At 60.6% G+C, this 22084-nt stretch carries 17 protein-coding genes and 1 pseudogene; 12 read left to right on the top strand and 6 right to left on the bottom strand.

The annotated features are described in order from the left end of the window. Position 1 precedes the first annotated feature (1 nt). The 6 genes from INF32_RS08710 to INF32_RS08685 form a co-directional block, all read right to left on the bottom strand. Positions 2 to 697, bottom strand: coding sequence for a tetratricopeptide repeat protein (locus tag INF32_RS08710; RefSeq protein WP_226387950.1), 696 nt, complete (start codon positions 695 to 697; stop codon positions 2 to 4). Further along, positions 678 to 2108, bottom strand: a complete 1431-nt coding sequence (locus tag INF32_RS08705; protein WP_226387949.1) for a carbon starvation CstA family protein — start codon at positions 2106 to 2108, stop codon at positions 678 to 680. Before INF32_RS08705 ends, INF32_RS08710 begins: the two co-directional genes overlap by 20 nt. Before the next feature lie 144 nt (positions 2109 to 2252). Beyond that, positions 2253 to 2504 carry a GlsB/YeaQ/YmgE family stress response membrane protein gene (locus tag INF32_RS08700; RefSeq protein ID WP_226387948.1) on the bottom strand — a complete coding sequence of 84 codons (252 nt, stop codon included), beginning with the start codon at positions 2502 to 2504 and terminating at the stop codon, positions 2253 to 2255. A 68-nt stretch (positions 2505 to 2572) separates the two neighbouring features. Continuing rightward, on the bottom strand, positions 2573 to 3631 hold the full coding sequence (locus tag INF32_RS08695; RefSeq protein WP_226387947.1) for a substrate-binding domain-containing protein: 1059 nt from the start codon (positions 3629 to 3631) through the stop codon (positions 2573 to 2575). An 88-nt stretch (positions 3632 to 3719) separates the two neighbouring features. Continuing rightward, positions 3720 to 4916, bottom strand: coding sequence for a TolB family protein (locus INF32_RS08690; RefSeq protein WP_226387946.1), 1197 nt, complete (start codon positions 4914 to 4916; stop codon positions 3720 to 3722). 40 nt (positions 4917 to 4956) lie between these two features. Next, positions 4957 to 6648 (bottom strand): glycoside hydrolase family 88/105 protein, encoded by a 1692-nt coding sequence (locus INF32_RS08685; RefSeq protein ID WP_226387945.1) that lies wholly within the window; start codon positions 6646 to 6648, stop codon positions 4957 to 4959. Between the two features lie 247 nt (positions 6649 to 6895). Here INF32_RS08685 and INF32_RS08680 point away from each other — a divergent pair, with 247 nt between their 5' ends. The 12 genes and pseudogenes from INF32_RS08680 (at position 6896) to INF32_RS08625 (ending at position 21966) form a co-directional block, all read left to right on the top strand. Continuing rightward, positions 6896 to 8134 carry an Nramp family divalent metal transporter gene (locus INF32_RS08680; protein WP_226387944.1) on the top strand — a complete coding sequence of 413 codons (1239 nt, stop codon included), beginning with the start codon at positions 6896 to 6898 and terminating at the stop codon, positions 8132 to 8134. Positions 8135 to 8139: 5 nt separating this feature from the next. Further along, a complete protein-coding gene (locus tag INF32_RS08675; protein WP_226387943.1) occupies positions 8140 to 9111 on the top strand; it encodes a sugar phosphate isomerase/epimerase family protein in 972 nt (323 codons plus the stop codon). Beyond that, positions 9098 to 10543: a glycoside hydrolase family 28 protein gene (locus tag INF32_RS08670; protein ID WP_226387942.1), complete on the top strand. Its 1446-nt coding sequence runs from the start codon at positions 9098 to 9100 to the stop codon at positions 10541 to 10543. The genes INF32_RS08675 and INF32_RS08670 overlap by 14 nt, the downstream gene beginning before the upstream one ends. Positions 10544 to 10552: 9 nt before the next feature. Beyond that, positions 10553 to 13096: a family 20 glycosylhydrolase gene (locus INF32_RS08665; RefSeq protein WP_226387941.1), complete on the top strand. Its 2544-nt coding sequence runs from the start codon at positions 10553 to 10555 to the stop codon at positions 13094 to 13096. Between the two features lie 16 nt (positions 13097 to 13112). Continuing rightward, positions 13113 to 14348, top strand: a complete 1236-nt coding sequence (locus tag INF32_RS08660) for a beta-L-arabinofuranosidase domain-containing protein (protein WP_226387940.1) — start codon at positions 13113 to 13115, stop codon at positions 14346 to 14348. Between the two features lie 27 nt (positions 14349 to 14375). Next, complete coding sequence (locus INF32_RS08655; RefSeq protein ID WP_226387939.1) at positions 14376 to 15599, top strand: hypothetical protein; 1224 nt, start codon at positions 14376 to 14378, stop codon at positions 15597 to 15599. 23 nt (positions 15600 to 15622) lie between these two features. Further along, positions 15623 to 16395, top strand: a pseudogene (locus INF32_RS08650) (glucosamine-6-phosphate deaminase). A 51-nt stretch (positions 16396 to 16446) separates the two neighbouring features. Next, entirely contained in the window at positions 16447 to 19335 is a 2889-nt protein-coding gene (locus INF32_RS08645) for a TonB-dependent receptor (RefSeq protein WP_226387938.1), read from the top strand. 241 nt (positions 19336 to 19576) lie between these two features. Next, positions 19577 to 20083, top strand: a complete 507-nt coding sequence (gene fldA / locus INF32_RS08640; protein WP_226387937.1) for a flavodoxin FldA — start codon at positions 19577 to 19579, stop codon at positions 20081 to 20083. Then, positions 20080 to 20448 (top strand): DUF2023 family protein, encoded by a 369-nt coding sequence (locus tag INF32_RS08635; protein ID WP_226387936.1) that lies wholly within the window; start codon positions 20080 to 20082, stop codon positions 20446 to 20448. Before fldA ends, INF32_RS08635 begins: the two co-directional genes overlap by 4 nt. A 214-nt stretch (positions 20449 to 20662) precedes the next feature. Further along, positions 20663 to 21358, top strand: coding sequence for a hemerythrin domain-containing protein (locus INF32_RS08630; RefSeq protein ID WP_226387935.1), 696 nt, complete (start codon positions 20663 to 20665; stop codon positions 21356 to 21358). Further along, complete coding sequence (locus tag INF32_RS08625) at positions 21355 to 21966, top strand: response regulator transcription factor (protein WP_226387934.1); 612 nt, start codon at positions 21355 to 21357, stop codon at positions 21964 to 21966. Before INF32_RS08630 ends, INF32_RS08625 begins: the two co-directional genes overlap by 4 nt. Positions 21967 to 22084 lie beyond the last annotated feature (118 nt).

Genomic DNA, 22084 nt, shown 5'->3' with positions numbered 1-22084 from the left:
ACTATGCTTTCAGAGCCTCGATAAAGCCGGGAAAGAGCGTCCACAGGTGCTCGGTTTGGAGCCACAGCTCGCGGGCCAGTGCCTCGCGGGAAGGCCGCGGGCTCTCCACGTCCTTCAGGTACTCCTCGCTTACGGGGTGTGCGTCCGAAACGAACTCCCGGTAGTAAACGGCGAAATTCCGGCGGAAGTGGAACAGTTCTCCTTCGGGCAGCCGTCCGTTGCGGCGGAATTCGGCCCAGAGCTTGAGCACCTCCTTGTCGGCATATTTGTCGCTGATGTCGTTGACGACCTCGTCGAACAGTTCGTATTCGCCCAGCGCCACATAGGAGTAGGCCAGCAGTTTGGTGGCCTCCAGGTGGTCTTCCGGATCGAGCTCGAGCAGCATCTCCAGCATGGCGGCGCACATCTCGAAATCGCCGATCAGGAAGTGGTCGATCGCCGAACTGTTGAGGATGAACATGGCGTTCTGGTTGTGCTCGTCCTCCCACTCCAGTTCGGTTTCGCCCTCTTCGGGGATCAGGTCGGCCAGCCGCTGGAACGCTTCGTAGCGTGTGTTGCAGGCGGCTTCGATCTCTCCGGCGGCCTCCTGCTCCTGCGAGCGCAGCCAGGCCTTTTCGAACGTGAATCCTCTCTCTCCGGCAGGGTAGTCGATCCGGTAACAGTCCTGCGGGGTGGGCTTAAGCTCCAATTCTTTCATTCTTTCTGAACAGTACGATAAAATAGACGAGGGTAACCAGTGCCGTGACGGCGGCCAGCGTCATGCCCAAGGGGCGCGGCAGGCCGATCATCTGGGGCGACGTGAAGAGGTAGCCCGAACAGATGAAGGTCATGAATACGGCCGGGACGAGACTGATGTAGATGTTTTTCCTGCGGCGGAACAGGTAGACCGTGATGGCCCACAGCGTGGCGACGGCCAGCGTCTGGTTCGCCCATGCGAAGTAGCGCCATACCACGCCGAACTCCAGCTGTGTGATGACGAATCCCACGATGAAGAGCGGAATGCAGATATAGAGCCGCTTGAGGAACGAACGCTGTTCCATGCCGAGGAAGTCGGCCACGATCAGCCGTGCGCTGCGGAAGGCTGTGTCGCCCGTGGAGATCGGGGCGGCCACGACGCCTAACAGGGCCAGGATGCCGCCGACCCGGCCCAGCGTGGTCTTCGAGATGACGTCCACGGCCCACGCGGCGTCGCTGCCGTGGGCGGCCAGTTCCTTGTTGAGAAGGTCCACTCCCCCGAAAAAGGCCATGGCGATGGCGGCCCAGATCATGGCGATGACGCTCTCGGCGATCATGGCGCCGAAGAAGACTCCGCGGCCCTGCATCTCGTTGGTGATGCAGCGGGCCATCAGCGGTGACTGCGTGGCGTGGAAGCCCGACAGGGCCCCGCAGGCGATCGTGATGAAGAGGGTGGGGAAGATGGGGAAGGCGGCGGTGTCCGGCTGCATGTTGACCAGTGTGCCGCCCGTCAGTTCGGGTACGGTGTAGTCGCCGAAGCAGATGACGAAGAAGAGGCCCGCGGCCATGATGAGCAGCGCCGCTCCGAACAGCGGGTAGATTTTGCCGATGATCTTGTCGATGGGCAGCAGCGTGGCGACGACGTAGTAGGCGAGGATGATCCACACCCATGCGGTTTTCGAGATGCCGGGGGTCAGCCCGTCCAGGATGCCCGCCGGCCCGACCAGGAAGACGGCTCCCACGAGCACCATCAGGATGACGGTGAAGACGCGCAGGCCCTGCTTGAAGTTGTTGCCGAGGAATTTGCCGACGATTTCGGGGTAGCTCAGCCCCTTGTTCTCCACGGAGATCATGCCCGACAGGTAGTCGTGGGCCGCCCCGAAGAAGATGCCTCCCAGCGTGATCCAGATGAAGGCCACGGGACCGTAGGCGGCGCCCAGCACGGCGCCGAAGATGGGACCCAGACCCGCGATGTTGAGCAGCTGGATGAGGAACGTTTTCCACTTGGGCATGGGCACGTAGTCCACCCCGTCGAAGTGGGTTTTCGAAGGTACCGCCCGGTTCTTGTCGGCACCGAACGTACGCTCCAGATACTTCCCGTACGTGAAGTACGAGGCGACCAGCAGCGCGATGCAAATCAGAAATGTGATCATACGGCGACAGATTTTGCGCGAAGATAATAATTCCCGCTCAAAAATCGTCCGAAATCACCTCCGATTTGCATTCCGCACCCCCGATCGGCCTCTTTTCCGTCGCGTTTCCGCCGGAACGGGGGCCCGGGGACGGGAGGGGGCGCGTTATCTGCGTTTGCGCGGCGAGAGCAGGGCGACGATCCACAGCAGGACGATCGACCCGATCACCGCCGTGAAGAGGCTGCCGATCGTGCCTACGGCCAGCACGCCGAACAGGCTCAGAATCCAGCCGCCGAGCACGCCGCCCACGATGCCGACGACGATGTTGACCAGCAGGCCGGAGCCGCTGCCTTTGACCAGCACGCCGGCCACGTAGCCGGCCACCAGTCCGATCAGAATATACCAGAGGAAATACATGGCAGAATGTTTTGGTGTGTACGGAGAGTCGCTTCAATCCCCGTGCCGTTTTCCTCCGCGGGGTCCGGTTACTGGACGTTGAGGTAGAAATCCACGTTCTCCGGGATGATGATGTCGATGGGCGTGTAGTTGGCCACCTCGCTCCGCTTGTTGTAGAGCAGGTATTCGAGCAGGGTCCGGACGCCCATGTAGCCCTGGTATTCGGGCCGTTCGGCGATCAGGCAGGAGATGTAACCCTCCTTGAGCAGCGCCACGTTCGGCTCGATGGCCCCGCAGCCTACCAGGCGAATGTCTTTGATCTTCCGGTCGCGCAGGTACCCGCCCACGATGTAGGCCCGCGAGTTGAGGACGACGGCGCCTCCCACGTTCCGGTTCTCGTCGAAGAAGCGGTCCATCATCTCCCAGCTGGCGGGGATGTCCGAGTTGTAGTATTGGGCGAAGACGATCTTCGTTTCGGGCGAACGTTCCTTGATGCAGGACATGAAGCCGTACTTGCGGGGAATGGTCTGCGTGGAACTCTCGTTGCCGATGCGGCAGGCCTGGAATACGGCGATGTCGCGTCCCGGTTCGATCATGCTGAGCAGGATTTTCGCCTCCACATAGCCGCTCAGGTGGGAGTGGGGCCCGAAGAAGGCGATCGGCTCCGTGTTGTTCACGAAAGTGTCCACGAAGACATAGGGTATTCCCCGGTTGGAGAGCTGGCTGGTGAAGTGCATCGCCTCGTCGTGGAACGTGGCACCGATCAGTACGGCGTCGCACTTCTGGGCCGATGCCTCCGTGAAGGCTCTGCGGCACGAGAAGAGGTCGAACTGGTCGTAGTAGAAGAAACGGAGTTTCAGCCGGGCATTCGAAAATTCGAAGACGGCCCGTTTCACGCCCGCCTCGATCTGCTCCCAGTATTCGCCCCGGGTGAACTGGGGCAGTACGGCGAACAGGGTGTACTGTTTCTTCACTCCGATGGATGAGAGGGAGAGGCTGGGCTGGTAGTCGATTTTCCGCAGGATCTCCTCCACCTTGAGCCGGCTTTCGGGCGAAACGTCGCCCCGGTTGTGGATGACACGGTCCACGGTCCCGGCCGAGACGCCAGCCATCTGGGCTATGTCTTTAATCCGGTATCGTTTGGTCACGGCATTCGTTTTTTCGGCAAAATTACTATATTATCTATTAATATGAAAAGGGGCGCCCGGACAGCGGGGGCCGGGCACCTCTTTTCTGTCATTCTTGCCCGGTCAGTTTCCCGATGGGAATCACGAATGCCTGCGGCGTTCCGGTGTTCCGGTCGGAGGTGAAGGCCACGTAACGGCCCGAGGCGCTGATCGAGGGATGTACGTGGAAATACTGCGACGAGGTGGTCTGGCTCGAATTGGGCCAGCAGATGATCCGCGCCTCGCCCGTCTCCAGATTGATCAGGAAGAGGGGGTTGGTCCGCGGGTCCTGCGAGTCGGCGATGAACCACTTCTGGTCGCGCGAGGCCAGTCCGTGGCCCAGTTTGACCGTATCGTTCGAGTAGTAGACCTTCAGGTCTTCCCCGTTTTTGTCCACCGAGCAGACGGAGACGGGCTTGAAGTATTTCAGGTCCCTGCGCACCTGTTTGCGGAAGAAATAGAAGCGCTCCCCGTCGGCCGACCACGTTTCGTGGGTGGCGCGGAAGCCCTCGGGCATCATCAGGAACGGACGTGCGTCGGCCTTCAGCGAGCCGTCCCCCTCTTCCGTGAGGCGGATGATCCAGGTGCGGGCCCGCTCCTGGAGGCTGAGCGAGAAGTCGTTCTGCCGGTCGGGGTAGGGAACGAAGGTGACGATGTTCGGATCGACCGGGTTCAGCAGCGGGTGCGAACAGCGGGTGGGCACAGTGTATATCTTCTCGATGCGTCCTTCGGGCAGATAGGCACGGTAGATTTCGGTCCCGATGCCCTCGGTGTTGGAGGAGAGCAGGGTGTAATGGCCGTCCGCCGTGAACGAGGAGGAGAAACGGACGTCGTCGCCCTCGATCGTCCCGCGGGTGTCGAGCAGGGGACGTTCGGCCAGCGTCTCCACGTCGACGGCCCAGACGATGCCGCTGTCCAGGAAGCAGACTTCGCGGCCGTTGGGGTGGACGGTGTACGAACCGGCGGCCGTGCGGTCGCTCAGGGGGGAGACCGTGCCGTCGGCCATCGACGAGCGGAAGAGCTTCCATCGGCCGTCGCCCCGGCGGCTCTTGAACACCGCGTATTTGTCGTCGGCCGTGAAACTCTGGGCCTCGAAGTAACTCATGTTGCTCATCGAGTCGTCCGAGGTGATCTGCCAGACTTCGTTGCCGGTCAGCGAGTCGGTGTAGACGATCCGTTCCGGAGCCGCTTTCCGGGCCTCCGTGCAGGCGACGGCCAGCAGGCAAACGGCTGTTGCGGCTGTCGCGCGGAAAAGTTTTCGTGTCATATTCGGGTATCGTTATCGGTTATACGTTGTTATATTATCTCTATTTGTCGTCGCCGCGGAGCATCCGTTCCACTTCGGTGGCGGCCGTCAGCACGGCTCCCATGCCGCGCGGGTCGCTGGGCGGCGTTTTGCGCTCTTTGTAGAACTGCGGGTCGGGTCCGATGGCCGTGCTTTGGCAGATGCCCGACACGACGCCCGTCGTCGGGTCGATGCGGCTTTCCACACCGCTCCAGCCCCGCAGGGCGTTGTCGCGGAACGACTCGTCGAGCCAACCCCGCCGGATGCCCCGCGCCATCGCCATCACGAAAATGGCGCTGGCCGAAGTCTCCGTGTAGGAGGTCGTGTCGTCGAGTATCTGATGCCACAGGCCGTTCTCGGTCTGGTATTCGCACACCTTGGCCAGATGGCGGCGGTGGAGTTCCCGGATTTTGCCGAAGGCGGGATGTTCTTCCGGCAGGGCCGAAAGGGTCTCCGAAACGGCCCATGCCACCCAGCCGTTGGCCCGGCCCCAATGCACGCCGCGCGGTTCGCCGAGAGAGGCGTTCCAGCCGTGGTGATAGAGCCCGGTCACCGAATCGTAGAGGTAGCGGTCGTAGGCGAATACCTGCCGGACGGCCTCTTCCCGATAGGTGTCGTCGCCCGTGAGCCGGGCCCAGCGCAGGAGGAAGGGGGCGCTCATGAAAAGGTCGTCCGCCCAGATCGTCCACTTGGGTTCGGGCCGCACGAAGGTCCCGTCGGGCAGGCGGGGCTGCTCTTCCATGACGAAGCGGCAGACGCGCTCCAGCAGCGTGTCGCACTCGCCGGGCTGCAGGACGCCGCGCAGGCGCTCCTCGAGCAGGGGCAGGGCCGGCGCACTCGAATCGTCGAGCATCGAGAGACGGAACATCCGGAAATTCTGGGTACGCAGCGAGTTCTGTCCGTAATACTGGCGGGCGTAGAGCGGCGTGTTCTCCAGCGTGAAGCGGCAGAAGCGTTCCGCCAGGTCGTAATAGGTCGAATCGCCCGTGACGTCGGCCAGCGCCAGCATGCCGAACATCGTGGTGCCGTTGGCATAGTGCCATTCGGTGTAGGGGTGTTTGCGGAACGGGGCCCCTTCGGCGATCGGGATGCGGTATTCGGTCAGCGGTGACGGGGTGTGCACGGTGCCCTGCGGATCGGTGTATTCCGCGATCGAACACTCCGTGCCGGCGGCCGGGAATCCCTCCCGGTCCAGGATGCCGACGGAGGCTTTGCCGGCCGTCACGATCTCCAGCGTGTTCGTTCCTTTTTTCAGCGGCACGGAGGCCGTGTACGGAAATTCGTAGATGCCATAGGCGATTTCGTGCGGAAAGGCGGGGCCGGGCGCCGTGTCTTTGAACACGACACGGCCGTTGATCCGCACCACGGCGTCACGGGTGGAGGTGAAGCCGACGAGGTAGAGGCTGTCGGCTCCGGCGACGATCGTCCCCCGGGCTGAGGAAGGAGCCGCCCCGACAGGGGGATTCACTCCGATTCTCGTTGTATCTCCGTATGTTACGCAGTCTGCAACGGCCGGACATCCGTAACCTTTCTGCGGCATGCGTTCCACTTCGAACACGGCGTCCCGTACGATTCTGTCCGCAGCCAGCCGGGCGTATCCGATGGGGTCGATCCGGGAGGAGGTGCAGGCGCATACCAGACACGCCAGCGGAAGCACGAGTGTGCGGAGGATTGTGCCCGATGAGTGTCTTGTTTTTTTAATGGGTTGTTTCATAGTGTTTTAGGTTGTTTGTGGCGGGTTTCTTGATGAAAAAAATCATTACTTTTTTGCAAATATAATAAAAAATAAATTACATTTGTGTTCGAACACGGTTGTATTTTTAAAGGTTCTTCGAATGTATTCATCTTGTAATTAGTGTATTGCCGATAATGGAATTTCGATATATTAATTATTTTTAATAAATACATTCCTTAATACACGGTTTCGCACGGTCAACCTAAAACAAATATATATCTGACTTATGGGCCAGTTTCTGAAGAAAACCGCAGCGTTCTGGGCGACGATCGCCCCCGGTATATTTCTGATCGGATATAATATCGGTACAGGAAGCATCACGACGATGGCTTCCGCGGGAGCCGCTTACAACATGACCATGACGTGGGCCCTGCTGCTCTCGTGTATCTTCACCTACGTGCTTATCATCGCTTTCAGCCGCTATACGATGGTGACGGGGCAGACCGCCCTGTGGGGGTTCCGGAACAATTTCGGACGGCCGGTCACCATTTTCATCATGCTTTCGCTGCTCTTCGGCGAGGTGGTCTCCTGCATGGGCGTGATGGGCGTGGTGACGCAGGTGCTTCAGGAGTGGTCGAGGCCGCTCACGGCGGACGGAGAGGGATTCAGCATGTTCTGGATGGCGCTCTTCTTCTGTGCGCTCCTCTACTATATCTTCTGGCAGGGAAAGCAGAGCTTCTTCGAGAAGATTCTCAGCATTTTCGTTTTCATCATGGGGGCGGCTTTCCTGCTGACGATGTTCATGGTGATCCCGCATCCCGTGGATATTATCGAGGGGCTCGTGCCCCGCATTCCGGACGATTCGAACGCCTTTATGATCGTGGCCGGCATGGTGGGCACCACGATGGGAGGGATTCTCTACGTGGTGCGTTCGATCCTGGTGAGCGAGAAGGGGTGGAAGATCGAGGACATGAAGCTCCAGAAGCGCGACGCCCGTGTCTCCGTTTCGCTGATGTTCTTCCTGAGTTTCGCCGTGATGGCCTGTGCGGCCGGGACGATGTTTCCGCTGGGGCTGAAAGTGGACAACGCCATCGACATGGTGAAACTGATGGAGCCGCTGGCCGGCCGTCTGGCCGTGTCGGCTTTCGTGGCGGGTATCGTGGCGGCGGGTCTTTCGTCGCTCTTCCCGATCATCATTCTGGCCCCGTGGCTCTTCTCGGATTACATGGGCATCAAGCGCGACCTCACCCGTCCCTGGGTGCGGATCATCGTGCTGGTCTGCACGCTGTGCGGATTGGTGGTGCCGGTGTTCGGCGGCAGTCCCGTGGGGGTGATGATCTTCTCGCAGACGCTGGCCATCATCGCCACGCCGCTGGTGGTGGCGCTGATGATGATTCTGCTCAACAAACGTTCGGAGATGGGCGAATACAAAGCCACGCTGCGCGACAATGTCATGTATTGGATCGTGCTGATCTTTTCGGTGGTGATCGCCGTGGTCGGCATTATGGGAATATTTAACATGTAGATGTCATGAACGGTTCGTTCGATTCGCAGAAGTTCGCCGCCGCACAGCCGGCCGGGGAGCGTTTCAATCCCCACATTACCTGTGCGTTTCTCTATTCGATCACCCGCTACGGCTATCCGCCCGCCGCGGAGGGAATGGTGCGTTATGTGAACGAGATGGCCGACCTGGGTTTCCGGTCCATCGAGCTGGAGGGGATCGGGGCCGACCACCTGGCCCGGGTGTATGCCGACCGCGGGGCGATCCGCGCGGCGATCGAGGCCCGGGGGCTTTCGTTGCCCGTGTTCTGCACGGTGCTGCCCGGTCTGGGGTCGGCGGACGCGGCCGTGCGGCGCAGGAGTCTCGAGACGTTCGAAATGGGGTGCGAGACGGCCGCGGCGCTCGGTGCCGGGGCTGTGCTCGATAACGGTCCCCTGGTGCCCTATGCCTTTCCGCCCGACATGCCGATACACCGCCACTATTCGCAGGAGGTGCTCCGCAACGTGGGGCTGCCCGCTTCGCTGGTGTGGGGTGAGTACTGGAAAGCGCTGGCGGAGGTGCTCCGGGCGGCCTGCGACATCGCTGCCGGATACGGGCTCCGCTACTACCTGCATCCCTGTACGGGGTCGCTGACCGAGACGACGGACGGGTTCCTCCGCCTGCGGGATGCCGTGGGACGCGAGAACCTGCGGTTCAATTTCGACACCGCCAACCAGTTCTTCGTGCGGGAAAACCTCTCGCTGGGCCTGCTCAAACTGGGCGGTGAACTGGACTATATCCATATATCGGACAACCACGGTCAGCGGGTGGAGCATCTGGCTGCCGGGGACGGTGCGATCGACTGGGACATGTTCTTCTCGGCGCTGAAACGGATCGGCTTTTCGGGGCAGCTCTCCATCGACGTGGGGGGCGACGAGAGCGGAATCGAAAATATCGACGAGGCCTATCTGAAAACGGCCCGCTGGATCGAACGGAAAAACGAGGAGTATGGGATTTTTTAAACGGACGGCCGTCTGCCTGCTGGCAGGTGCGGCGGCGGTCGCGGGAGCGTATGCCGCCGATTACGACGTGCGTGACTTTGGGGCCCGGGGCGACGGCATTTCGCTCGACACGAAGGCTATTCAGGCCGCCGTGGACCGCTGTACCCGCGGCGGGGGCCGGGTGGTGCTCTCCGGAGGGGATTTTCTCTCGGGGACGATCCGCCTGAAGGACAACGTGACGCTGGTGGTGGAACGGGGTGCGCGGTTGCTGGGTTCGACCGACGTGGCGGATTATCCGCACCAGCGGCTCGATTTCCGTTTTTACGGCGACACGTGGGTCTACCAGTCGCTGATATTCGCCCACAATGCGAAAAATATCGGCATCGAGGGCGGCGGGGTGATCGACGGCCAGGGAGGATCGCCCGCCTTTGCCAAGACCACGACCAAAAAACCGGACCGTTACCGCGACCGGCCCTACCTGCTGTGGATCGCGGGATGCGAGGATGTGCGGGTGCGCGACGTGCGGCTGCAGAATTCGGCCATGTGGATGCAGTCCTACATCCGCTGCGACCGGCTCCGGATCGAGAACATTACGGTCTTCAACCACTCGAACAAGAATAACGACATGATCGACATTGACGGATGCCGCGACGTGGTGATCCGCGGGGTGATCGGCGACACGGACGACGACGGGATCACCTTCAAGAGCACCTGCGACCGTGTCAGTGAGAACATCACGGTGTCGGACTGCATCCTGAGCAGCCATTGCAACGCGCTGAAGTTCGGCACGGAGACCACGGCCGGGTTCCGCAACGTGACGATCGCCAACTGCGTGATCCGCGAATCGGCCTGTAAGAATACGATCTACGGCTTTCCCGAGGGGACGGCCGGGCTGGCGCTGGAGGTGGTGGACGGCGGCGTGATGGAGAACGTGACCATCTCGAACGTGGTGATCGACGGTCCCCGCGTGCCGCTCTTCATCCGTCTGGGCAACCGGGCCCGCAAACATTACGACGGGGCGCCGGAACCGGGCGTGGGTTCGATGCGCGGTGTGCGTATCTCGAACCTGGTGGCCCGTTCGTCGAGCCCGGTGAGCTGCTCGGTGACGGGTGTCCCGGGCGCTTACGTCGAGGGGATCACCCTGTCCGGCTGCCGTTTCGTCTGCGCGGGCGGAGGCAGTGCGGCGGATGCGGCGGCTCCGGTCGAGGAGCACGAGACGATGTATCCCGAATCGACGATGTTCGGGAACCTGCCTTCGTGGGGACTTTACGTGCGCCACGCGAAGAATATCGGACTGCGCGACGTGGTTTTCGAACTGAAGGGCGGCGACGCCCGTCCCACGGTCGTTCTGGATGACGTGCACGGCGCGGTTTTGGACGGGTTGCGTGCCGAGGGCCGTGCGCAGGGCGTGGAGGTCGCGGAGAAAGATTGTTCCGGAATCGAAGAGAAATAGAGAGATATTATGGTATTGAAACGGGTTTATATAGTTGGACTGATTCTGTTTGCATCGGGTCTGTTTTCGGCCCGTGCAGCCGCTCCGGCACGGCTTCCGTTGCTGCCCCTCCCGCAGGCGGCCGCAGCGGAGGCCGACCCGGGCGTGGCGGCGGAGTACGGCCGTATCGAAATCCGCAAGGAGGGAGTGGCCGATTCGCTGACCGCAGCCGTGGAGGAGGAACTTGCGGCGCTGGCCGTCTCCGGGGCCGGGGGAACGTTCGTCGTGGAGTGCCGGGTGACGGAGAAAGCCTCTTCGCTGCGCCGGGCTCTGAAGGGAGCCGGCGAGACTTTCCTCGCCCCCTATGCCGACAGCATCGGCACGCAGGGATACCTGCTCTCTTTCGACCGGGATCGCGCATCGCTTACGGCCCGTACGCCGCGGGGCATCTATTACGGCCTGCAATCGGTCAAACAGCTGCTGAGGGACGGATGGTCCGGCCGGGCGAAGGTGGCCGACTGGCCCGACATGCCGGTCCGCGTCTTTTTCGACGACATCAGCCGGGGGCCGCTTTCCAACCTCGGCGAGGTGAAACGGCAGATCCGCCAGCTGGCCGAATGGAAATACACGGACCTGACTTTCTATATCGAGCACATCGTGAAGGTGCCTTCCTATCCCGACTTCGCGCCGGTCAACGGGCATTTCACGATGGAGGAGGTACGCGAAATATGCCGCTATGCGGCCCGTTACAACATGGAGGTGATCGGCGGGTTCCAGAGTTTCGGCCACTTTGAGAATATCCTCGCTCTGCCGCGCTACGCGCCGATGGGGGAGACCCCGTCGCTCATTTCTCCGCTCGACCCGGAGGCCCGCAAGTTTCTGAAAGCGGTGCTCGAAGAGCTGAGCGACAATTTCTCCTCGAAATATTTCAACGTCAACTGCGACGAGACCTGGGACCTGGCCAAGGGCCGTTCACGCGAATACGTGGCCCGGGTGGGGGCCGACCGCTTCTATGCCGACCACGTCCGGTTCCTGTATGACGTGCTCAAGGCCAAGGGCAAGACAATGATGCTCTGGGGCGACATCGTGATGAAATACCCTCATCTTATTAAGGAACTGCCCCGCGACGTGGTCTATCTGCCGTGGAATTACAGTGATCTGCCCGATTTCAGGGCGTGGATCGAGCCCTTCGCCCGGGAGAAGGCGCACTTCATGGTCTGCCCCGGTATCGTGACCGCACTGCGGACGATTCCCGAGATGCAGGTGGTGCGCGAGAACATGCGCTTTATCCGCGAGGGATATGCCGCCGGGGCCGAGGGGGCGATCCTCACCTCGTGGGACGACGGGGCGCTGCATAACTTCGGGGCGATGACTTACGGCGTCGCGCTCGGCGGCGAGACCATGTGGAACGTGGGGGAGACGGCTCCGAAGGAGGAGTTCGACGCACGCTTCGAGCGGAACCGCTACGGACGTTCCGATGCCGGTTTCGTGCGTGCGATGGACAAGTTGCTGGAGCTGACTCGGATCGGGATCACCTATCAGATGAATAACAAGGTGTTCGACGACCGTTTCGTGCCGGAGCCCGGCGGAGAGGTGTCGGTCAACCTCGGACAGTGGGCTCGGGTGGATTCCGTGCTGCGGGAGGCCGAGGCCCTGGCCGCGCGGATTCGCGTGGAGAGGAATGAGTTCGATATGGAGACGTTCGGCTATACGCTCGGACAGTACCGCTTCCTGGTGGACAGCCGGCAGGGTGTGGCCCGTATCGCCGGGGCGTACGGCAAGGCGGCGGAGCGGGCGGCTTCCGACCCCGAGGGCGCCCGGGCCGAACTGGTGGCTCTGCTGCCCCGGGTGGAGGAGATCGCCCGGCAGGCGGCCCGGCTGGAGGAACTCTACACCCGTCTGTGGCTGACCGAGAACCAGTCCTATTTCCTCGACCGGGGGCTGGCCGGGTATGCCGACAAGCGCAAACAGATCGGACGGCTGCGCGACTGCATCGTCGGGGCCGTGAACGCCATTGACAGCGACGGGAAACCCGCTTCTGCCAGGGAGTGCGGACTGGTGGTGCGCGATATCAACAGCGACTATTTCGGTACGTGGCTCTTCTGCGGAACCTTTACGGACGACATCGACGACGATCCGCTGGCTCCGGTGGGCGGGGAGCTGAAGGCCGACCCGATTCCGGGCGAGCGGTTCCAGATCGGGGACAAGGGATACATCTGGACGCGGACGATCTCGCCCAACGGTTTCACGATGGATTTCAACCAGCGGTATAACTCCGACCAGAATGCGCTGGCCTATGCGACGGCGGTCATCATCTCGCCCGAGGCGCAGGAGGTGACGGCCCTGTTCGGATGCAGCGGCGAGGCGGAGGTGATCCTGAACGGGGAGCGGGTGTTCCGCAGCGGACGGGAACTCGAATTCACGGCGGACAAGTACTCCGTGCCGCTGAAACTGAAGGAGGGGAACAACCGGCTGATCGTCAAGTCGAAGCAGCTGGTCAACGAGTGGAAGTTCTCGCTGCGGATCGACGGCCGGGAAATCCAGGCCCACAAACAGAAATACCGGATACAGTAACCTGAAATTGAATGATATGAAAAGAGCGATCGTGAGTTGTCTCTGCCTGTTGCTGGGCGGTTCGGCATTCGGACAGGAGCCGACGAAGGAGGAGGTGCTCAAGGCACTGAACGAATGTTCGGTCTATGCGGCCGACGTGCTGCTGGACAAGGAGGGCAAGTCGCGCTGCGACTACAACCTGACCCTCGGCCGGTGGTTTCCCTACGAGGAGCCGTGGCATACGGGTCAGGTGATCCTGGGGCTTCTGGAGAGCTACAAGGTGACGGGAAACCAGAAGTACCTCGACGCCGCGAAGCGGGCGGGCGACTGGTGGATCGGCCTGGAGATCAAGGACCATCCGGTGCTCAAGGGTATGGTGGCCGCCACGCACGGCGATGTGATGGGGAACGATGAGATCGTCTTCGCCACCACGTCGGACGGCACGCCCGGCATTTTCGAGCTGACGCGGGTGACCGGCGACGGGAAATATGCGCGGGTGGCCACTTCCGCCGCCAAATGGCTGTTGGAAAACACCTACAACCCCGAGGAGGGCGTGTGCTACGATGTGATTGACCTCAAGACGGGCAAGGTGCTCAAGGAGCACAGTCCGTTCCACAAGGAGAAGAAGAACCAGTCGATCGAGGACGTGTCGCGTCCCAACACCGAAGGGTCGCCTTTCAAGGACGCTTACGAGTTCTCGGAAGACAGGCGCTTCCGCGATGCCCATATCCTGCTGTGCAATTCGCTGGTGGAGAAACAGAGTCCCGACGGCGTGTGGATGGATTACGTGCCCAACACGAAGGCCGAGAATTCGTTCCACCCGCGTTTCAACCTGTGGTACGCCGAGTCGCTGCTCGAGGGGTACGACCTGACCGGGGACAAACGTTACCTGGAGGCTGCGGCCCGCACGGTCCGTCTCTATGCCCGGGTGCAGAAGAAGGACGGCACGATTTTCTATGTCAACTATGTCGACGGCAAACCCTCGGACAAAGGGTCGGTCTGCGGGTCGGCCACGGCTTTCGCGGGGCTGTTGTGGATGCGTCTGGCCGGTTACGGGTACGAGGAGTTCGTTCCCCACTACGAACGGAGCGCCCGGTGGCTCGTCACGAACCGCTACGCGCAGGACCATCCCGACCCCAATCTGAGGGGGGCCGTGGTCAATACGCGGATGCGGACGAAAAAGGGACGTATCTGGCTGACACAGCGCGATGTGGGTACGTCGTTCGGAATGCGTTTCCTGGCCCGGTATTATCAGTTGAAATTCGGAAAATAATCATAATCTCTGAAAATAATGAAGGCAATGAAAAAGATGGTGATGTGGGTCTGCTCGCTGGCGGTCGCGGTGTCGCTGGCTGGATGCAGCGCTTCGGCGAAAGACGCAGAAAAGGATCAGGTGTTGCAGGCCCTGAACGAATGTGCGGTCTATGCGAGCGACGTGCTGCTGGATTCGGCGGGCAAGTCGCGCTGCGACTATAACATGATTCTCGGCCAGTGGTTCCCCTACGAGGAGCCGTGGCACACGGGGCAGATCATTCTCGGACTGGTCGATGCCTACCGCGTGACGGGGAACAAGCACTACCTCGATGCGGCGGAACGGGCCGGCAAGTGGTGGATCGGCCTGGAGATCAAGGACAATCCGAAGCTCGAAGGCATGGTGGCCGCCACGCACGGCGATTCGCGCGGCAACGACCATATCGTGTTCTCGACGGTTTCCGACGGTTCGCACGGACTGTTCGAACTGGGCAAGGAGACGGGGAACGAAACCTATACGCGCGTGGTGACCGACGCCATCACCTGGATGCTGGACAACATGTACGCTCCCGAGCTCGGCGTATGTTACGACATCGTGGAGCTGAAGACGGGCGAGGTGCTCAAGACCGACCGGGACAATCTGGGGCTCGACCTGCGTCCCAACACCGAGGGCTCTCCCTTCTACGATGCCTATCTGGTGACGGGCGAGGAGCGTTTCAAGGACGCGCATATCCTGCTGGCCAACTCGCTGATCGAAAAACAGACGCCCGAAGGGGCGTGGATGGACTATCATCCCAACGACAAGGAGGAGGGAACGTTCCACCCTCGTTTCAACCTGTGGTATGCCGAGTCGCTGCTGGAGGCCTATGAACTGACCAAGGACCGCAAGTATCTCGAAGCGGCTGCCAAGACCGCCCGCCTGTATGCCCGGGCGCAGCGGAACGACGGGACGATCTACTATGACAATTACGTGGACGGGCGTTTCGACAAGGGGTCGATCTGCGGTTCGGCCGTGGCTTTCGCCGGGATTCTGTGGATGCGTCTGGCCGGTTACGGGTACGACGAGTTCGTTCCCAATTACGAACGGAGCGCGCAGTGGCTTCTCGTGAACCGTTATGCGCAGGACCATCCCGATCCCAATGTGCGGGGGGCCGTGGTCAATACGCGCTACCGCAACAAGAAGGGCCGTGTGTGGCTGACGCAGCGCGACGTGGGCACGTCGTTCGGGCTGCGTTTCCTGGCTCAATATTATACGCTGAAGTTCGGGAAATAATTTTTTATTTTATAAATTTATATATGGTTTCACCGATTAAACAATTCAAGGTTGATAAACTGAATGTGCTGGTCTTCGCCGACCGCAGTCAGATGGGTCAGGCCGCGTATGAACTCTACCGCGACCGGGTACAGGCCATGCTGGCGGCACAGGCCCGCGTACGTGCCATTTTCGCGGCAGCTCATTCGCAAAGCGATTTTCTGGATGCATTGGCCGCCGACCGACAGATCGACTTCCGTCGGATCGACGCCTTCCACATGGACGAATATATGGGGTTGGGGCCGATGCACCCCAGAACTTCGGCAATTTCCTGACCAGGGCGATCTTTTCCCGCCAGCCGTTCGGTTCGGTCAACTGCGTGATTTCGGATGCGGCGGACAAGGAGGCCGAATGCCGCCGCTACGAGGCGCTGCTGAAGGAGGCCCCGATGGATATCGTGAGCCTGGGAATCGGGGAGAACGGCCACATCGCGTTCAACGATCCGTACGAAGCGGATTTCCATGATCCCCGCTGGGTGCGTCTGACCACGCTCGACACGGTCTGCCGCCAGCAGCAGGTCAACGACGGGGAGTTCGCGTCGATCGACCAGGTGCCCACCTCGGCCCTGACGCTGACCATTCCCGCCCTCGTCTCCTGTCGTACGGTGGTGGGCGTGGTGCCGGGGGAACGCAAGGCCGAGGCCGTGCGGCGGACGATCGAAGGCCCCGTGGCCGAATCCTGCCCCGCTTCCATCCTGCGCCGCCACGACGATGCGACGCTCTTCCTGGATGCCGACGCTGCGCGGTTTTTGCTGTAAAACTTCATGTAACACCTGAAATACTTCATTTAACCTAAATCCTTATCAATTATGAAACACACAGCCAAGAAACTCCTGCTGCTGGCGGTTTTGCTGACCGCCACGGCTACGGCATGGGCCCAGTCGCGGGGTAACCTGACCGGCCGGGTGACCGATGAGTCGGGCAGTCCGCTGCCCGGTGCGACGGTGCTCATCAAGGGGACTACTCTGGGTACGGCTACCGAGTTGGACGGGTACTATACGCTGCGCGGGATCACCCCGGGCGACAGCGTGACCGTCACGGTGGATTACCTCGGATATTCTCCGGTGAGCCGGAAGGTGAAGATCGAAGCCGGCAAGACCGCTACGGTCAACTTCGTGATGAAACAGCTCACGACCAAGATCGAGGGCGTGGTGGTATCGGCCGTCGTGGACGGACAGCAGCGGGCCCTGAACCAGCAGCGTTCCGCCGACAACATGATGCAGGTACTCTCGGCCGACGCCATGGGCCGTTTCCCCGACTTGAACGTGGCCGACGCCCTGCGCCGTCTGAGCGGTGTCACGTCGGACGGTTCCGAGGTGCAGATGCGCGGTACGCCCGCCAACTTCACCAACATCAACATCAATGGCGAACAGATGATGGGATCGGCCGAGGGCGGACGTCGTAACGAGGGTCTGGAGGTGATTCCTTCCGACGTGCTCGCTTCGATGGAGGTGCAGAAGACGCTGCTTCCCTCGAACGACGGCGACGCCATCGCCGGTGTGATCAACATGCGTACGGCTACGGCCCGTTCGACGGTGGCCTCGTTCAAGGTGGACCTCGGAACGGGATACAACTTCCTGCGCGACAAGATGTCGTGGAACGGCAAGGCCGCCTATTCGCAGCGGTTCTTCGCCAACAACAAGAACCCCAACGGACGTTTCGGTATCGCCGCCAATTACAGCTACTTCAATACGAAAGAGGGTTACGACCGTCTGGAGGCACAGAGCTGGCAGGAGCAGACAATTACGGACAAAGCTTCGGGCGGAGAGAGAACGGGATATGTGCCGACCGATTTCCGCTACCGCTATCAGGAGAGCACGATCGAGCGTCAGGGAGCAACCCTTACGTTGGATTACGCGCCCAACCAGGATACGAAGATCGTGTTCAGCACCATTTTCAACCAGCGTACCAACGAGGGTACCCGCTACCGTAACCGGAGCCGTTTCCGCGGCAATTATTACGATATGGGCGACGGGGTGCTGGGTGCCGACCGTATCCGGAACATCACCCAGGTGACGGGTTCCGACGAGACTGTCAATAACCTGAGTCTCAATCTGGACGGAGAGACGACTCTCGGCAACTGGAAGATCGACGGAGGACTCTTTTACAGTCAGTCGCGCCGTTTTTACGAAAGCGAGATGAACGGTTTCCAGACCCCCGAGTGGAGGGCCGGAAAAACTGCCGCAGGAATCGCCATTCCGAAGAAAACGGTGGTAGCTACGATGCCTTCGATCACGACCAAATATCTGACGATGGACTATACGGACGGCTGGATGCCCGAAGGCGAGGCCGCTCCCAATGCGCTTTCGCGCTATAACCTCTATATCAGCGAGAACTGGGACTACCAGAACTTCGGCCACAACTTCACGGTGAAGGGCAACGCTGCCTACAACTACTTCATCGCCGATAAGTTCGCTTCGACCTTCACGTTCGGTGCCAAAGGCAAGTTCATGTACAATACGGGTTATGTGCCCGACTATTGCAACATCTACGATGTGGAGGCCAGCGATGCCAACAGCCTGACCAACATGATCTACAAGACCCAGCTCGACAGCAAGTGGCTGGACGGCCATCTGCCGTTCGGCGTGGCTCCCGATCTGGATAAGGTCCGCGCTTATCTGGCCAGCAATCCTTCGGAGGTTTCGGTCGACGAGGTGACCTCCAACGGGGCCCGTGACGGTTACTATTATCAGGGTCGTGAAAATATCGGCGCCGCCTATGTGATGAACAAGATGCAGTTCAACAAGCTGATGGTGCTGGTCGGTGCCCGTATCGAGAATACGCACGTGGATTACAAGGCCAACAAGATCACCCGCCAGTACGATGCGAATGAAGAGGATTTCGTGGGTTATACGAAAGAGCCGGCCGACTCCTCGCTGAGCTACACCAAGTTCCTGCCCAACGTGCAGTTCAAGTACGACCTGAACAAGAATACGATCTTCCGTCTGGCCTGGACCACCGGTTATTCCCGTCCAAACCTGGATGAACTGGTTCCCAAGCAGAATATGTCGATCGAGCCGTTGCAGGTTACGCTGGGTAACCCCAACCTGAAACCGGCCTATGCGCACAATCTCGACTTCCTGTTCGAGCGTTACCTGTCGAACGTGGGTGTCATCTCCGGAGGCGTGTTCTACAAGCATATCAAGAACTTCCACTATCTGAGCCAGATGATGAGCACCGGCGATCTGTTCGGCGGCGAGGAGTACCGGATCACGCAGACCAAGAACGGCGAGGCCGCCAAGGTGTTCGGTGCCGAGATCACGCTGAACTCCAGCCTGACTTTCCTGCCCGGATTCCTGAAGAATCTGGTCTTCACCAGCAACTACACCTACGTGCACTCCAAGGCGACGACCGATGTGGACCGCGGTACGACGCGCCTGCCCGGCCAGGCCGCACATACCGCCAACCTCGCGCTGGCTTACTCGACCAAGCGTTTCACGCTGCAGGCTGCCTTCAACTACAACGGTTCCTACATCGTGGCCTTCGGTTCGAATCCCGAAGAGGACCAGTGGCGCGACGGCCGCTGGCAGATGGACGTCAACGGTTCGGTCCAGCTCTGCAAGGGTCTCTCTTTCTGGGTTGAGGCTGTGAACGTGCTCAATGCGGAAGAGTATACCTATATAGGTAACAAATCGCGCGTGTACGAACTGGAGTATAACGGTGCTTACGGCCGTCTCGGCTTCACCTACCGCTTCTAACGGTATACGATATACGCCTGAAGAGAAACGCCCGGTCGAGCCGGGCGTTTCCTTTTGACGGGAGCTCCCGGATAGGTTGCCGTCCTCCCGTTTCCGGGGGGCGGTTTCGGAAGGAGTGGAAATCCGGACCGTCATCTCCGTTTCGCCTGCCCGGTAGGTATTCCGGGAGGTCGTTTTCGCTTGTTTTAGGTATTGGGAGGAACGGCGTTCCTCCCTACTTTTGTAAAAAATCGAAAACGATATGAAAAAGTTCGGAATATTCTATGGCAGCACCACCGGCACGACCGAAGAGTTGGCCGGACGGGTGGCCGGGGCACTGGGCGTGTCGGCGGCCGATGTGCACAATGTGGCGAATACTTCCGCCGCCGGGGCGAAGGAGTATGACGTGCTCGTGCTGGGTTCCTCTACCTGGGGCAGCGGAGAGCTGCAGGACGACTGGTATGATTTTCTGAAGGCGCTCGGCGCCGAGGACCTTTCGGGCAAGGCGGTCGCCCTGTTCGGCTGCGGCGATTCCGAATCCTATCCCGACACGTTCTGCGATGCGCTGGCCCTGATCCGGGACGGCCTCTCTTCGACGGGGTGCCGTTTCGTGGGGGCATACGAGCCGCAGGATTACGCCGAGACGGGGTCTGCCGTGTGCAGGGACGGGAAGTTCGTGGGACTGGCCGTGGACGAGATGAACGAGCCCGACAAGACCGAGGCGAGGCTCGCCCGTTGGGCCGGACTGGTAAAGGAACAGGTCGCATGAGTGCCCGGGATTACCTCCGCTTCGGGCAGATGAAGATGTTCATGCATCACATCTACGAGTACCGGAAGGGTATCCGCAACCTGGTGCTCTGCACCATGTGTCCCACCTGTGCACAGTTGCTCTCCGAACGGCTGGAACGCCAGGGTATCGACTATCTGGTCCGGCCGGTGGGGGAGGAGAAGGTGAATCTGTTCTTCGGCAAGCGGGCCTGCCTGGAGGCGATCCGCTCCTTCGTGGACAAGCCGCTGAACAAACTGACGCCCGAAGAGGATTTCATGCTCGGGGCGATGCTCGGGTACGACATAACGATACAGTGCGAACGGTTCTGCCGCCGGCGGGCCGCCGCACAGGAGAGTTTTTCATAGCTTAAGCTGATTCCCATCTGTTTAAGATTGCAGAGGACGGTCCGGTACGGGGGCCGTCCTCCTTTGCGTGTCTTATGGCACGATGTAGGTAGGGGATACCCCTCCGAATACCTATTTGTGTGGATTGCGCGGGGAGCGCATACCCCGTACCTTTGCCGTGAACAGCGAAAAAGTTATCTTTGTGGCAGAGGAAGCGTTTTCAAACCGGGAAATTATGCATAAACTGGGAAAGTACAAGGGCTCGGAACGGATGTGCGATCTGGTGGGAGCCAATTATCCGATGCTGCTGGTGATGAGCCGTTTCGGTATCGCGCTCGGTTTCGGCGACAAGACGATCGCCGAAGTGTGCGCCGACAGCGGGGTGGACGAGCGGGTCTTTCTGGCCATCGTGAATCTGCTGCTCGGCGAGGAGGGCGAACCTGTGGAGGTCGATCCGGCGCTCGATCCCGGGGCCGTGGTCGAATATCTCCAGAATTCCCATGCCTATTTCCTCGATTTCCGTCTGCCGGCCATCCGGCGGAAACTGATCGAGGCCATAGACTGCGGGCAGAGCGACCTCTCGTTTGCGATCCTCCGCTTCTTCGACCAGTATGTGGATGAGGTCCGCCGGCACATGCACTACGAGGACCAGACGGTTTTCCCCTATGTGCGTTCGCTGGCGGAAGGCCACCCCGACTGCTATAACATCGACATCTTCCGGCGCCGGCACGACAGCGTGGAGGCACGGCTCACCGAACTGAAGAACATTCTGATCAAATACTATCCGGCCCGGGGCAGCAACGAACTCAACAGCGTGCTGTTCGACATCTTTACCTGTGCCGAAGACCTGGCTTCCCACAACCGGATAGAGGACAGCCTGCTGGTACCGCTGGTCGCCCGTCTCGAACGGGAGAGGGAGGGAAGGCGATGAACGCTCCGTTGAAAATAGCCGTCGTCGAACCTTCGCTCATCATCCGGAGCGGTCTGCTCTCCGTGCTGGGGCGGCTCAACGGGCTGAATATCCAGATCGTGGAGATCGGACAGGTCGATCAGCTCGCCAAGTCGCTCGGCTGGCAGCAGCCCGATGTGCTGATCGTCAACCCTTCCCTGTTAGGTCTCTTTTCGCTGGAGCGGATCAAGGGCGAATCGGGGTGCCGGGCTCTGCGGTGCGTGGCCTTGCAGTATTCGCTGGCGGACAATGCGGCGCTGAAGGGATACGACGAGGTGATCACGGTGTACGATACGGCCGAACAGATTCGGGAAAAATTGCTCCGCCTGAGCGGGGAGGAGCAGAGGGCCGAGCCGCGCCAGGAGACGCTCAGCGCCCGCGAAAGGGAGATCGTCGTGGGTGTGGTGAAGGGACTCACCAATAAACAGATCGCCGCACAGCTCTGCCTGTCGGCCCATACGGTCATCACCCACCGGCGCAATATCGCCGCCAAGCTCCAGATCCACAGCCCGGCCGGGCTGACCATTTACGCCATTGTCAACAAACTGGTGGAGATCAACGACATCAAGGACACGATCGCCGAGGAGTAGCGTCCGGCTCCTCCGGCTGCCGGTGTTTTTGCCGTTCCATGCTTCCGAACGGGCAGGGAAACGGTGTATTCAGACTTTTATTTGGCACCGTTTGGCTTTAATCTGGCACTATATGGGA

The sequence above is a fragment of the Gallalistipes aquisgranensis genome (assembly GCF_014982715.1).
Taxonomy (GTDB): Bacteria; Bacteroidota; Bacteroidia; order Bacteroidales; family Rikenellaceae; genus Gallalistipes; species Gallalistipes aquisgranensis.
The sequence above is the reverse complement of the archived record's forward strand: the minus strand, read 5'-3'. Positions and strand labels throughout refer to the sequence as shown.

Coding starts and splice junctions, on each gene's coding strand:
- INF32_RS08710 (WP_226387950.1), bottom strand. CDS start 697: ATGAAAGAATTGGAGCTTAAGCCCACCCCGCAGGACTGTTACCGGATC.
- INF32_RS08705 (WP_226387949.1), bottom strand. CDS start 2,108: ATGATCACATTTCTGATTTGCATCGCGCTGCTGGTCGCCTCGTACTTC.
- INF32_RS08700 (WP_226387948.1), bottom strand. CDS start 2,504: ATGTATTTCCTCTGGTATATTCTGATCGGACTGGTGGCCGGCTACGTG.
- INF32_RS08690 (WP_226387946.1), bottom strand. CDS start 4,916: ATGACACGAAAACTTTTCCGCGCGACAGCCGCAACAGCCGTTTGCCTG.
- INF32_RS08685 (WP_226387945.1), bottom strand. CDS start 6,648: ATGAAACAACCCATTAAAAAAACAAGACACTCATCGGGCACAATCCTC.
- INF32_RS08680 (WP_226387944.1), top strand. CDS start 6,896: ATGGGCCAGTTTCTGAAGAAAACCGCAGCGTTCTGGGCGACGATCGCC.
- INF32_RS08675 (WP_226387943.1), top strand. CDS start 8,140: ATGAACGGTTCGTTCGATTCGCAGAAGTTCGCCGCCGCACAGCCGGCC.
- INF32_RS08670 (WP_226387942.1), top strand. CDS start 9,098: ATGGGATTTTTTAAACGGACGGCCGTCTGCCTGCTGGCAGGTGCGGCG.
- INF32_RS08665 (WP_226387941.1), top strand. CDS start 10,553: ATGGTATTGAAACGGGTTTATATAGTTGGACTGATTCTGTTTGCATCG.
- INF32_RS08660 (WP_226387940.1), top strand. CDS start 13,113: ATGAAAAGAGCGATCGTGAGTTGTCTCTGCCTGTTGCTGGGCGGTTCG.
- INF32_RS08655 (WP_226387939.1), top strand. CDS start 14,376: ATGAAAAAGATGGTGATGTGGGTCTGCTCGCTGGCGGTCGCGGTGTCG.
- INF32_RS08645 (WP_226387938.1), top strand. CDS start 16,447: ATGAAACACACAGCCAAGAAACTCCTGCTGCTGGCGGTTTTGCTGACC.
- fldA (WP_226387937.1), top strand. CDS start 19,577: ATGAAAAAGTTCGGAATATTCTATGGCAGCACCACCGGCACGACCGAA.
- INF32_RS08635 (WP_226387936.1), top strand. CDS start 20,080: ATGAGTGCCCGGGATTACCTCCGCTTCGGGCAGATGAAGATGTTCATG.
- INF32_RS08630 (WP_226387935.1), top strand. CDS start 20,663: ATGCATAAACTGGGAAAGTACAAGGGCTCGGAACGGATGTGCGATCTG.
- INF32_RS08625 (WP_226387934.1), top strand. CDS start 21,355: ATGAACGCTCCGTTGAAAATAGCCGTCGTCGAACCTTCGCTCATCATC.